This window comes from Bradyrhizobium sp. B025, from assembly GCF_042257955.1.
GTDB classification, from domain to species: domain Bacteria; phylum Pseudomonadota; class Alphaproteobacteria; order Rhizobiales; family Xanthobacteraceae; genus Bradyrhizobium; species Bradyrhizobium diazoefficiens.
The window spans coordinates 3,671,924-3,685,096 of record NZ_CP170150.1 but is presented as its reverse complement, the minus strand read 5'-3'; the positions used below and the strand labels follow the sequence as shown (position 1 = coordinate 3,685,096).

At 58.4% G+C, this 13,173-nt stretch carries 11 protein-coding genes; 7 read left to right on the top strand and 4 right to left on the bottom strand.

Features of this window, described 5'->3' with window-relative positions; all coding sequences use genetic code 11:
* Window positions 1-25: 25 nt before the first annotated feature.
* On the bottom strand, window positions 26-2,314 hold the full coding sequence (locus tag ACE10W_RS16810; RefSeq protein WP_304552752.1) for an arylsulfatase: 2,289 nt from the start codon (window positions 2,312-2,314) through the stop codon (window positions 26-28).
* A 107-nt stretch (window positions 2,315-2,421) separates the two neighbouring features.
* Here ACE10W_RS16810 and ACE10W_RS16805 point away from each other — a divergent pair, with 107 nt between their 5' ends.
* Entirely contained in the window at window positions 2,422-3,108 is a 687-nt protein-coding gene (locus tag ACE10W_RS16805) for a TetR/AcrR family transcriptional regulator (RefSeq protein WP_039185093.1), read from the top strand.
* Here ACE10W_RS16805 and ACE10W_RS16800 read toward each other — a convergent pair.
* Window positions 3,090-3,215 (bottom strand): hypothetical protein, encoded by a 126-nt coding sequence (locus tag ACE10W_RS16800; RefSeq protein ID WP_231166696.1) that lies wholly within the window; start codon window positions 3,213-3,215, stop codon window positions 3,090-3,092. The genes ACE10W_RS16805 and ACE10W_RS16800 overlap by 19 nt on opposite strands.
* Window positions 3,216-3,246: 31 nt before the next feature.
* Window positions 3,247-3,609 (bottom strand): DUF1428 domain-containing protein, encoded by a 363-nt coding sequence (locus ACE10W_RS16795; protein WP_028170946.1) that lies wholly within the window; start codon window positions 3,607-3,609, stop codon window positions 3,247-3,249.
* Between the two features lie 296 nt (window positions 3,610-3,905).
* On the opposite strand from ACE10W_RS16795, the gene ACE10W_RS16790 reads away from it, so the two are divergent.
* Window positions 3,906-5,291, top strand: a complete 1,386-nt coding sequence (locus ACE10W_RS16790; protein WP_375762641.1) for a tyrosine-type recombinase/integrase — start codon at window positions 3,906-3,908, stop codon at window positions 5,289-5,291.
* Between the two features lie 88 nt (window positions 5,292-5,379).
* Here ACE10W_RS16790 and ACE10W_RS16785 read toward each other — a convergent pair whose 3' ends face one another.
* Window positions 5,380-7,383 carry an ATP-binding protein gene (locus tag ACE10W_RS16785; RefSeq protein WP_375762640.1) on the bottom strand — a complete coding sequence of 668 codons (2,004 nt, stop codon included), beginning with the start codon at window positions 7,381-7,383 and terminating at the stop codon, window positions 5,380-5,382.
* An 804-nt stretch (window positions 7,384-8,187) separates the two neighbouring features.
* Here ACE10W_RS16785 and ACE10W_RS16780 point away from each other — a divergent pair.
* From ACE10W_RS16780 to ACE10W_RS16760, 5 genes are all read left to right on the top strand, one after another.
* The gene (locus ACE10W_RS16780; RefSeq protein WP_375762639.1) at window positions 8,188-9,006 is read left to right on the top strand and encodes a PP2C family protein-serine/threonine phosphatase; all 819 of its coding nucleotides are present in this window, start codon (window positions 8,188-8,190) and stop codon (window positions 9,004-9,006) included.
* 37 nt (window positions 9,007-9,043) lie between these two features.
* Complete coding sequence (locus ACE10W_RS16775) at window positions 9,044-10,036, top strand: serine/threonine protein kinase (RefSeq protein WP_375762638.1); 993 nt, start codon at window positions 9,044-9,046, stop codon at window positions 10,034-10,036.
* Between the two features lie 62 nt (window positions 10,037-10,098).
* Complete coding sequence (locus ACE10W_RS16770; RefSeq protein ID WP_375762637.1) at window positions 10,099-11,097, top strand: serine/threonine-protein kinase; 999 nt, start codon at window positions 10,099-10,101, stop codon at window positions 11,095-11,097.
* Between the two features lie 412 nt (window positions 11,098-11,509).
* Window positions 11,510-12,229 (top strand): recombinase family protein, encoded by a 720-nt coding sequence (locus ACE10W_RS16765; protein ID WP_375762636.1) that lies wholly within the window; start codon window positions 11,510-11,512, stop codon window positions 12,227-12,229.
* A 102-nt stretch (window positions 12,230-12,331) separates the two neighbouring features.
* The gene (locus ACE10W_RS16760; protein ID WP_375762635.1) at window positions 12,332-12,850 is read left to right on the top strand and encodes a hypothetical protein; all 519 of its coding nucleotides are present in this window, start codon (window positions 12,332-12,334) and stop codon (window positions 12,848-12,850) included.
* Window positions 12,851-13,173 lie beyond the last annotated feature (323 nt).

Sequence of the window (13,173 nt, the reverse complement as noted above, 5' to 3'; positions counted from 1 at the left end):
CTCTCTCGCAGCCGCAAGCTCGCCCCTACTGCCGCGCCATCTGCGCGTTGCCGACGGCATCACCGTCGAGCTTCTGGTCGTTGTGCATGGTGACGGTGACGCGCAGCAGCCGGCCCTCGAACTCGAACGGCGCTTCGTAATGCGACACCGGGCTGCCGCGGTCGCGGCCGATGTCGAGGCCGGACCACGAGATCAGCGTGTGGAAGCCGAGCTGGGTCTGGAGCGTACCCGCCGGCTCGCCGTCGATCAGCAGCGTGTATTCGGTGACGCCAGTGCGCGAGCCCTTGGCTGGCGGTTCCCTGCGCAGCAGGCGTTCGACATGCACACCGAGCCGCCGCGCAGCTGACGGCACCTTGCGGTTCGATTGCACGACCTGGTGGCTGCCGCCGATGTTGAGGTCGTGCACGAGGTGGCCGTCCTTGACGTAGAGGCTGTAGCCCGAGGTCGCATCGCCGTGCGAGATCAGCACGCCGTTGGCGACCGCCTCGTCGATCTCGACATGCGCCTCGATCGTGTAGCTGCGGCTGCGCACGTCGGGCGCGACGTCGGTCGGCACGTGGCCCATGCCGGCGTGAAAGACGAAATGGTGACGCGCGCCGTGGAAGCGCGCAGCGTTCTCCGCAAAGCGCGGCCCGAAGCGGTCGTCGAGCGGCAGCACGTTGTGCTTCTCCGCCTCCTCCCACCAAGTCGCGATCATGCGACCGAGACGCTCCGGCTCCTTGGTGGCGAGATCATTCGTCTCGGAGAAATCCTGGTCCAGATGGAACAGCTCCCATCTGTCGTTCTCGAACGGCGTGCCGGGCGGATGGTAGGCGACCGCCTTCCACCCCGCCTGCCAGAGGCCGCGATGGCCGAACATCTCGAAATATTGCGGCGAGCTTTTTGAGGGCGCGGACGCGTCCGTGATCGAGCGCGCAAAGCTCTCGCCTTCGAGCGGCATCTGCCGGCAGCCCGCGATCGTGCCGGGCGGCTCGATGCCGATCAATTCCAGCAGCGTCGGCGTGAGGTCGCAGGCGTGCACGAACTGGTGCCGCAGCTCGCCTTTGCCTGCGATCTTCTTCGGCCAATTGATGACGAAGGGATCGCGGATGCCGCCGCCATGCGTGTTCTGCTTGTAGCGGCGCAGCGGCGTGTTCGACGCCATCGCCCAGCCATGCGGGAAATTGCTGTGGGTGTCGGGCCCACCGATGTCGTCGATGCGGGCGAGCTTCTCCGCGATTGGCTCCGGCTTGAAGTTGAACGGCCCCATCGCGTTGACGAAACCGAGCGGCCCGCCCTCCTGGCTCGCGCCATTGTCGGACATCACGATGATGACAGTGTTGTCGCGGATGCCGGCCGTCTCGAGAAACGCAACGAGCCGGGCAAGATGCCGATCGGAATGGTCGAGCATGCCGGCGAAGGCTGCTTGCAGGCGCGTGAAGACGCGGCGCTCGTCCGCGGTATGCTCCTCCCAGGCCTTCACGCCGTCGTTGCGCGCGGGCATCCGCGTTGCCGCCGGCACGAGGCCCATCGCCCTCTGGCGCGCCAGCCGCTGCTCCCGTTCGACGTCCCAGCCGTGCGCGAAGGCCGCGTCGTAGCTCCTGATGATATCGGCGGGCGCCTGATGCGGCGCATGGCAGGCGCCCAGCGCGACCCAGGTGAGCCAGGGAATATCCGGCCGGTCGGCGACGTGATCGCCGATGAAGCGGATCGACTGGTCGATCAGGTCCTCGGTCAGGTGATACCCGTCGGCATAGGTGCCCGGCGGATCAATGTGCGTGTTGTCCGAAACGAGCTCGGGCGCATACTGGTCGGTCTCGGCATCGAGGAAGCCGTAGAAACGATCAAAACCACGCCCGAGCGGCCAGCCGTCGAACGGGCCCGTGGCGCCGCTCTCGGTCAGCGGGGTGACGTGCCACTTGCCGACCATGTAGTTGCGATAGCCGTGCACCCGCAGCATCTCGGCGAGCGTCCCCGCCTCGCGCGCGATCTTGCCGCGATAGCCGGGATAGCCGGAATCGAAATTGGCAAGGCAGCCGACGCCGACCGAATGGTGGTTGCGCCCGGTGAGCAGCGCCGCACGCGTCGTCGAGCACATCGCCGTGGTGTGGAAGCCGCTGTAGCGCAGGCCCTCCGCGGCGAGCTTATCGATGGCCGGCGTCTTGATGGACGATCCGTAGCAGCCGAAATCGGAGAAGCCGACATCGTCGAACAGCACGATGAGGATGTTCGGCGCGCCCTCTGGCGGCCTCGGTGCCTGCGGCCACCAGGGTTTTGACTCCGCAACCGTCTTGCCGACGGTGCCGCGGAACGGCGTGCCGCTGCCTGCGCTCATCTGCTCCTCCCTGCTTGTTGCGTGAACCGGACGGTTGACCCGCGGTCTGACCACGCTTAAATTATAATCAGAATTATGATTATGATTTGAAACGGATGCAAGCGCGGATGCGAGCACGTTCAGAAGAGCCCGGATTTCGCGATTTCGACCTGCCGGGCGTCGCCCCGTCGCGCCAGAAGCGCAGCCGGGAGACGACGCTGGCGCTGCTGCGCGCCGGCGCCGACATGCTGCGGGCGCGCAGCCTTGCCGAACTCTCGATCGAGGCGCTCTGCGCCGAGGTCGGCGTCACCGTCGGCGCCTTCTACAGCCGCTTCGAGAGCAAGGAAGCCTACTTCAACGCCCTGATGGCGCTGGCCACGCGCGACGGCGAGCAGCGGCTGGGCGAGATCAGGCGCCCGTCACCCGACACCGGCCTCGACAAGCTCTGCCATGTCATCGTCGGCGGCATCATCGCCTGGATGCGCAACCACGAGGGCGTGCTGCGCGCGGCGCTTCAGCATGACGACACCCGCCCGGACAAATGGACGCCGTTCAAGGCGCTCGCCCAAGCCACCACGATGCGCGCCACCCCTCTCCTGTTGCCAGCCATGGGCAAGGGAATGGGCAAGGGACGCAAGGCCGCCAAGACCCGCACCATCGCGTTCGGCTTCCAGGTCGTGCTGGGCACGCTGGTGAACGCGATCCTCAACGATCCCGGACCGCTGTCGCTTTCGTCGAAAGAGATGGAGAGGCGGCTCGCCGGTTGCCTGTTGCTGCTGCTTCAGGCGGAGATGGGTCACCCGACGCCGAGATAGGCCTTCTGCACCTGCGGGTCCTCGGCGAGCGCGGCCGCGGTGCCCGACAGCACGCTTCTGCCGACCTGGAGCACGGACAGCGGACCCGGATTTCGCTTACGCTCCATCCGGGCCACGAGCCTCCCTGCTCGACCTCACTCAACTGATAACATCGCTCGCGCGCAGCAGCGTCGTGAAGCCGCCATAGATCATGCGCTTGCCGTCGAACGGCATGCCGTCCAATTTCAGCCGAGGGTCCGCCATCACCTTCTTGTTGACCGCATCGCGTGTCTCCCGATCCCGATAGACGATCCAGGAGAACACCACGAGCTCATCCTCCTTCGCCATCACCGCGCGCGGAAACGATGTCAGCTCACCATAGGGAACGTCGTCGCCGATGCATTCGACATAATCGAGCGCGCCGTGCTCCATCCAGACTGCGCAGGCCGTCTTCGCCAGCGCCTTGTAGGCCTCGATCTTGTCCTTCGGCACGGCCAGCACGAAACCATCGACATATGGCATCACGGATCTCCTTGGGTTGTGTGTCCCAAGGACGATGGAGCGCACCGCGATCCGACGCCGCGGATGCGCTTTCAGATGAGGCAAACCGTCGCGAGCGGCGGCACGGCGAGCGGGGCTTCGCAAATGGCGCGGCCGCGGGGCGGGTCAATCATGGCTTGGGAAAAGCGCCTGAACTGGCTGGGGAACCTGGACCCTACGTCAATAGGTCCAGAGCACTGGAAATACTGCAAAAATAGGCCTATATCTATCCCTGCGTTAGGGGCGACCCGTTGGGGGCACCGTTAGGGGCAGGCCAAGTGAACGTTATTCTGAGAGCGGAAAAAGGTGGCGGCGACCGGCGCTATCTAACCCAGCCCCGGGGCGAAGGGACGACTTGGTACGCGGTCGCTGAGGTCCCCAGGACGCTACGGCGGGCCATTGGCAAGAAGCGGCTTCTGAAGTCCCTGGAGACCACCGACCTCCGGGTGGCCCGCATTGCCCGCTGGAACGCCGTTGCGGATTTGAAGTCCGAGATTGCCAAACACCGGACACCCGGGCCCGAGGATCAGGACCCGCTGCTCTTGGAAGCCATGGCTCTCCGCGAGGAGTTCGTCCGAGCAGACGCCGCGCGGCGCAACGACCTCATGTATCAAATAACGGACCGGGCCGAGGAGATCGACACCGCAGCCGGCGGCGTCCGGGAAGACTACCACCCCTTCGAAGAACCCCGGGCAGCGACTAAGCAAGCCACCGAGTTTGTTCAACTGGCGTCCGCAAAGGTCACCCCTGCTGACCTCTACATCGAACGGTGGCTTGCGGCCTCGACCTATAGCGAGCGCACGAAGGCCGACGCCCGCACGGCGCTGTCACAGTTCAAGGACTGGTGCACGAAGGCGAGCCAAGGCTTCTTCATCGAGACCACGACCGACCGAGTTGCCGCCGATTTCCGCGATGAGGCCTTCGTCAAGGCTGGTGTGCACTTCAAGACCGCCAACAAGAAGCTATCCGCTTTGCGGCAATATTGGACTTGGCTGGAGAAGAGCTTCGGCGTGAAATCGAACCCGTGGATGCGCAAGTCGCTCCCCAAGGCCAAGGCACACAGGATCGCCCCGGACGGTCCGATGGGCCCCGAGCGGCCGTTCACGGATGATGAGGTTCGTATCCTGCTTGCAGGCCCGGCAGACGCCGATATGGCCAACACCATGAGGATTTCGGCCCTTTCGGGAATGCGTCTCGATGAGATCGGTCAACTTCGCATCAGTGATTGTCGCGACAACATGTTTCGGGTCACTCGCAGTAAATCTGCTGCGGGCGTTCGCACCATTCCGATTCATTCGGCGCTACGGCCCATGATCGCGAAGCTCATCGGCAAACGCGATGCGGCAGCTTACCTGTTTCCAGACTTTCAGGACACCGGCTGGGATGGCAACCGGACTATGGCCCTCTCTAAGCGGTTTACCTACTACCGGAAGAAGCTTGGTGTGCATGACAAGAGGCCGGGTGCACGGCGGTCCAAGGTCAACTTCCACAGCTTTAGGCGCTGGTTTGCCACGAAGGCTGAGGATGCAGGTCAGCGAGAAAACGTTGTGGCGGACATCATGGGCCACGAAAGCGAGGTGGGGATTACCTTTGGGCTATACTCGCAGGCCCAGTTAAAGCGGCTGAAGAAGGCCTGCGTGGAGTCCGTTAAACTGCCGCTCTAAGGCAAAGCCACGTTTGAAACATCCGATGCGAGTGGGGATTGATCGAGTGCCCCTAGCCCCCGCTCTCTTCGCACCGCCGACGAATCGACTAGTCGGCCGCCTGTACCCCGGCCGGCCGCCGCGCAAATCTTGAAGTCGTAGTGCGATCTTCTTTCAAGACCGAAGCACGAAGCGCGGTGATTTTTGCATCAATTTCATCCGCCGACACCTCCACCCTCAATTTATCTTGGATGAAATGTAGTCGCGCGTCACAATCTCGGATAAGTTCAGCCCAAGTTTTCACCCACACTTCAGAATTTGACGTCTTTAAGAAAAGCCCAACCGGCCTATCTTTCTGCGTTATTCTGGGAGCGATCGAAGAATCATACTCTCCCGTAACGAGAAAGAAGGTCCACTGAGTGTCAGTGTGGGCGTAGTCAGGCTGCTCCATCAGAGCATTCACATAATCTTCCAACTGATCGAGCTCCTTACGCCCGGCCTTTAGAGACGGACGTTTCAGTTCGATTACAATAAACTCCTGTTTCGTCTGGTCAGGATGCGGCACTACCCGTCCAAGGAAGTTGTCCAGCCGACCCGACGACCCGTCCGCCTTCTTGACAGTCTTCTTTGATCCTTTGACACCAAGTTCTTGGGCGACCCGCTCCATTACTCGTGTTAGTCCGACCTCGGAAAGCGCGATGTGAAACCGCTCGCCGAACATCCACGTATTATCCCTTATGATAACGTCTAGTTCACCGCGCTCCCTGGTGCCGTGCCGATACTCGGGGTCGAAAACCATTCCTCTCAAGACTTGAAGGGCAACCACACGCTCGGCTATCAGACTCGAAGCTAGAATAATATTTCCCAACTGGGTCTTTTCTAGCAATGAAGAGAATTCATCTTGTCGCGCCTTAGGCAAGTTCACGACGGCACGCAAAATCGTCGACAAGGAATCGGGATTGTGCCTTATCGCCTCCTTCAAGAAAGTTAGCGTCATCTTTCGAAGCGAAGCGTCGGCCTTCGTGAAATCTTTCGAATAAGAAGAAACTGCATAGGTGGCGATTTCGAAGACTTGCCGCTCCTTCCGCTCGATCTCGTCTCGCGGCTCGCCATCGTAGGGGTACGCGCCTTCGGCTCTCAGGTCCTCGATAAGGCCCTTGGATCGCGCGGCCTGCCTTTGGCGGAAGTAGTCCGACAGCGCATCTCGGATGTAGGTGAGGAGGTAGGAAAAGTCTGGATCAGTCAGATCGTCCAGTTCGAGCAGATGGGCATCAGCGATCTCTTGGAAAAAGGAGGAATAAGCATAGGCTGAATATTCGAACCCTGGCGCGACGACGTTCGCTGGCTGTGAACCAAGGACGATCCCGTTCTCGCCGCCGAGGTGAATACGGCGGTTCTCAACATGAGAATTCCACTCAACCACGGAGATGGCCAAATCTTTGACTGTCCGATGGGGACAAACGATCGCCTCGGTTGGGAAGTCGTACGATGCAGAGATCGCGTCGGTAGGCCGTATCCTTTCGCCGTTGTAAGAAATCGATACTGTTGGATACCGTAAGAGATACGGGGCAAACACCGCACTAATCTCCAAAAATGCCTTCCTCGAAGCAAGCCAGTCAAAACTGCCCTTCAGATTCGACAGAATGACCTGCGTGCCTGTATGTTCCCGGGTGGACATCGTCTGTTCAGATACCGTTGCATTCCCGAGCGCTGCGGATTCAATTTCGATGCGGATATCCGCTAGCTTATTATCGACACAAAATGTGGAATCCCACACAGCCTTCTGCGCCAACGAATAGAAACGCAGCCTGCCTCGACCTTCCTTGCCATGCAGAGCACGCTGTGAGCGAACGCGGGAAGCGGTCTTTTTCCAAGAGTCGCCGAGATTCGCAAAGTCCTTGTTCGCACGTGCTGGTGTAATCCCATCACCGTTATCCACTACGTGGATGGATTCAATTCCACCGAGAGGGTTGAATGCGAAGCTCACCTCGACATTCGTTGCATTGGCATCCAATCCGTTCCAAACGAATTCCGAAATAGCCTTTATAGGATCGTGGGTCCTGGCAACCTTTTCCAAGTGATCCTGTTGCGCCGTCAGAGTGAGTATCGTCATTCCTACCTGCGGACTCTATCTCTTGGGTTGCCGCAGTGCGGCTACTGATCGTGACTATAGCGCCAGCCTAGCCGCATTGCCGGCGGATCTTGTTGGGACGATACTTCCCATGGCAGATGCCGCGCGTCGCCTAAGGATGACTGCAAAGATAAGCCTTCGCGGGCGAACTTCTTTGGCGAATCATTTCCGATGCAAATATCGACGATTGGCGCCTTCGACGCGGCCGACTTACGAATCAGCAGAAAATAAACCACGCATTCCGGCCCCAACCGGCTTGACTGTCTCGCAACTCACGCGGGAGATCAAGCCTCCGACCAACTCCCCCATTACAACCACCGTCTTTCGGCCTAGCACACTGCCAACACTGTAGCCGCTGCATTGCGATATCCTCGCCGCGAGCCGGGCCTTGCCGCCGGGCAAAAGTGGGCGCGAACAAGAGCCTGGCGATAACTTTTTGATTCTATTCGAAATTATGTATGGTACCGATGCGCCGGGGATCATTTAGAATTCCACAGCTCAGCCAGCGCCCAACGAAAGCGATTGCAATCAGCGGGGAAGATGTGATCGTCTCCGCAACAACTCTAGCGGGAGTCTACCATTTCTGATCATCTTGCCCTCCTAGCAGAGTGGATAGCCGAGACCGCGCACCAACGGTCGCGCCAGTTGCTGTTTGATGACCAGGCCATAATCGCGAGCGATGTAGGAGTGTTGCGAACAGACAACCAAGATCGTGTAGCCGCCCTACGGGTTTCGGACGGCCAAAGGCCTTTCATCTGTTTTGCACTCAGCGATGGAATGGGAGGAATGAAGGACGGCGGAGCGTGCGCCACGGTGAGTATCGCCGCTTTCTTCTCTGCACTGATCTCTGCCTCAGAGTTAGAGCCACAGCGAAAGCTTCATATCGCCACCAATATCGCGAACGAAACGGTATACAGAACTTGGCAGGGGCGTGGTGGCGCAACCCTATCGGCCGTTCTGATCGAGGGCAGCCAGTCAATTTTTGTCACCAATGTCGGCGACAGTCGCGTCTACGCGCTCGATACCGAGTGGTCCAAACTGATTCGTTTGACCGTAGACGACAATCTGAAAGAGGCCTTCGGGGGGGCGGATCGGGGCCTTGTGCAGTTCATCGGCATCGGAAAATCACTCATTCCCAATGTTCAGAAAGTCTCTGCCGGCTTGAACTCATTTTTCGTAACGTCTGATGGCGCGCATTACTTTGATGAAGCGATATTCGAGAAACTATTGCTCAGCGCCACCGAGCCTCTACGGGCAACCGATAGGCTACTCGCGCTGGCTCGCTGGCTGGGCGGCCCCGACAACGCATCCGTCGCCGCGTTTACCGTCTCGCACCTATTGGACAAGCTGAATCGCGTAAATCGTTCATTGCCTACGGTCTGGAGCGGATATTCTCAACTCCATCTCCAACGTGCTCCAAGCAAAGTCTTGACAGCGGATTCTCCACCGAACCAACCGGCCAATGAACAAGTAGAACACCCGCAAGCGACCAAGCAGAAGACCGCAACTAAACGGAAGAGCAAGACGTCAAAAAAGGTCGCACAGGGCGATCAACTTGAAATCAAGATCTCTTCCGATGAGGGCGAGGATGCCGCTGATAGCTAATAGATACGAGCCTACCGGGAATGCGTCCTGGGGAGGAATGGGCGAGCTGAACGAGTGCGAGGATAAGAACCTCTCGCGCAAAGTGATGCTCAAACGTGTCCTCAAACCTTCCGACTTGCCGCGACTATTGGATGAGCAAAAGGCCCTTATACGTCTACGCTCAAAACACGTCGTACAGCTATTAGACGTTGTATCGTTCAAATGGAACCAACAGGATATTCGATGCCTCGTACTGGAACACATATCTGGCACAGACTTAGACCAGCTTAAATTCTCAGCGGGCGCGGAATATCAAAAGACGTTGTGGCAGATTGCGACCGGGATCTCAGAGATTCACGCGGCAGGGGTGATACATCGCGATATCAAGCCTCAAAATATTCGTCGCGATGCGAATGGGATCATCAAGATCTTTGACTTTGGTCTAGCGAGAGAGACTGGCAAGGATGATAAGACCAAGAGTATTGCCGGCACCGTAGGTTACATGGCTCCCGAGCTGTTCGGCACAAAGACAATTTCCTTCACTACCGCAATCGATACCTTTGCTTTTGCTCGCACAGCCCTGGCCCTTCTTGGTATCCCGCCACATAACGAGAAGCCGAAGGCTATCCCCACGGGGTCGATCATTGCGGCCCAACCCAATCTGAACGCCGAGGTAGCCAAGACTCTCGAAGCTTGCCTTGATCTATCTCCCGCTGGGCGGCCTTCGATGTCAGAAGTTACCGCGCTGTTAGGTCGCGACCTACTTCGGGACAAACACCGCGCTCGCGTCGGCACCGAGACGCAGGGCGCACACGAGTTGAACGCGGCAAAGCGATCAGTGAATCTGTCCTTTAAGAATCAAGGCAGCTTGTCCATTCGATACGACGGTTATGAGTTCAAAATTACGGCGTTGACTGGCGATGTCTATGTGAACAACACAAAGGTGACCTTAGGCATGAGCATGCTATCCGCGTGCGTCATCACCATTGGCTCCTCTCCGCCCCGAGCCTTCGTCACTTTTGATATTTCTAATCCCGAGGTAACGGCATGATTGCGTCGGGCACCGAACTTGCTTCGCGGTACGAGATAATCTCTTACGTGGCGTCTGGCGGCATGCAGGACGTCTACAAGGCGAACGACAAGCTAACTGGCGAAGTGGTCGCCCTGAAGACTCCCCAAGCGGGTCAGGCGAACAAGCGCTTCAAGCAAAGCGCAATCTTGTCAGCGCGAATAAGCAATTACAACGTCGCTAAAACCTTCGACTACTTTGAGGCTGGAAACTCCTGCTATCTGATTGAGGAATTCATCGACGGGACGACGCTGGAGGCAGCCACACTCGATGTTGTTCCTCAAATTGATCCGCATCTCGCAGCGTACCTGATACTTCGTATCTCGAAAGGCCTAGCTGCTTCACACCAGGCGCAAGTGGCGCATCGCGATCTGAAACCGAGCAACATATTGGTCGGCTCCGACTTCTCTTCAGTTAAAATCACTGATTTTGGCATTGCGACGCTCGCTGAAGAGCTTTTTGAGGAAGTGATCGCGAAGAACGGAGACCTAACGCGCTCAACGTCCGGAACTGTGAAGGGAGCGCTTCCCTATATGGCCCCCGAGATGATCTTCCGAAAGCCCGGCGACCACGTGGGCTGCGAGGCTGACATCTGGTCCCTCGGGGCTTTGATATTCCGCCTGATGACTGGTTCATATCCGTTTGGCGAAGGCATGATGGTGCCGGTGAACGTAGAGAAGAGGCAGCCACTAGTCTGGCCCACGTTCTTGACGCGCAAAGCTCAATTCGCACCGCTTTCAACTTCGATCATCGCAATCGTCGAAAAATGCCTTGTTTACGACAAGACACTGCGGCCGCTCGCTCTGGACTTGGTGCATTCCTGCGAGGAGCTATGCTTCAACTTCGCACCACGCAAATCTGGAGTGATCAGCGAAGTTAAATTGACGACAGGCTTCGTAAGAGCATCAACCGGCGAGAAGATCTTCTATCACAAAGATAGCCTCTATGGGCCGGCTAATGCCAAGGTTGGGAGCAAGGTAATTTTCAGCGCCCATCACGGCACGCCGTTCCCTCGCGCTCATCCTATTGTCATTTGCCCGTAAAGTTACTCGAAGCGCGACGTGCAGTCGCAGGACGTAGGCGAGATCAGTTGGTAGGTGCTCGTTCCCGGGTCGAATTCACTTGGGGTCGCAAATTCGAGATGCCACCTCGACAGCAAGAACGTCGTAAGTCCCCCCTGCGGGGGTCTGGCGGGGCGCAATGAGGCGGCGGCCCGCTGAGCTGATTAGCTCTTCCACTTCTCTGGTATCGACAACCCGTCGTTCTGCGTTGGTGATGACGTGAGTCGTTTTGACTCATGGCCAATTGCCAAACGTTCGTTAGATGACCCGCCTCCCTGAGTCCATTTGACTCACCTTACGGATGTTGGCGGACGGCTCGTGCACCACTAACAATGGTGTCAACGCTCGTTGGCTAAGTTGTCATGAGTGAGTTCAAGTGAAGGATCGAAGCCCAATGAAGGGAAAGTTCGTAGCCTACTACCGTGTATCCACCCGCAAGCAGGGAGCTTCGGGGTTGGGCATAGAAGCGCAAAGGGCTGCCGTAGCGAGCTACCTTGGTGGAGGACCGGCTACGGTCGTTGCAGAATTTACCGAGGTGGAGAGTGGCAGACGTAGCAACAGGCCGGCGCTGGACGCAGCCCTCACTGCGGCACGGGTGCACCAAGCAGCTTTGGTAGTGGCTAAAGTAGATCGCCTCACGCGGTCTGTTGGCTTTCTCGCGCGACTGCTCGAGGCAGGTGTTGACGTCCGGTTTGCAGACCTACCAATGATCGAGGGACCTACAGGCCGGTTCATGTTGCAACAGATGGCGGCAGTTGCCGAGCTAGAGGCAGGGCTAATCTCGTCACGCACCAAGGCGGCGCTCGCTGCAGCAAAGGCTAGAGGTCAACGGCTCGGGGGTAATCGTGGGGGCACACTGTCCGGCAAGGCCAGAGCCAAGGGCAGAGAAGCCCAGGCGATGCTTGCCAAACGTCGAGCGTATGACCTGGCACCTCTGCTAGCGGAGCTTCAGGCCGGGGGCACTCAATCGCCTTCTGCGATAGCCAAAGCCCTCACCGCACGCGGCATTCCAACAGCGAGAGGCTACACCACGTGGTCCGCGCCCCAAATCATCCGCATGCGGCATCGCCTGGGCACTGCCCCAAAGGAGCCAACGAACGAAATAGATCTATAATATCAATCTATTGCGCTTATCTGCAGCCATTTATGACCCTCTGATATTGCTAAATTTAGCATCGATATTACATAATTTAGTGGGCCATAGCGAGGTCGAATTATGCAAATTACGTACTCTTCAAGCACCGAAAACCATGGATTTCAAAACACCGTAGTCGCCTTCAAAGTGAACGACGGCGAGCTGGAGGACTTTCGACACGACGCCAGTGAGCAACTTAGCCTCTATCTATTCTTCACCATGATAGCGGAGCGCTGTCCGAGGGGCGAATACCTAACTTTCTTCTCCGTTCCCACATCCGCGACAGGCGTGATGGGGCGCATTGAAGAGTATGAAGCTGCCAACTTTTGCAAGAAGCCGAAGACACATCGCGCAGAACTTATCGAACTCAGCAAGCTTCGAAGGTCGAAGGATCTTCAGTGGACATTTCAGCGCATCTCGGACGAACCTAAGCGGGCTCTCGACGACCACATCAAGTTCATACGCACCGGCCGCAAAAAGGAATCTCCTCTCGTACTTAGACCAGGCGACCCCAGAGAGAACCCTTGGAGTCGCGGCCGGGAGGGCATTGACGATCAAATAAAACGCGCCATCGCAAAGGATCGCCGTGGCGATGCCTAAGTCAAAGCACACTCAGGCATTCTTACGTCGGATTTCAACGCCTAACGATGGTGCCTTTAGGGTTTGTCCCATTCCAGGCTGCGGGCGGCCGCCGCAAGCCCGTGCAGGAAGGGGAGCTTCGCTCATCCATTGCGATCGATGCTGCCGCAGACGAAACCGACACGGCGATCTGATCAAAACGACTTATCGGGCCGCACAGCTGCGCCCCTATATCCAAACCGTGGAGCGTTACATCAAAGGCTTGCCAGAAGACGTCGCCCTGAATACGGCCGAGCGCCGACTTGCGCTGCTTTTGGAATGCGCCGGCCCAACGCAGCGGATAG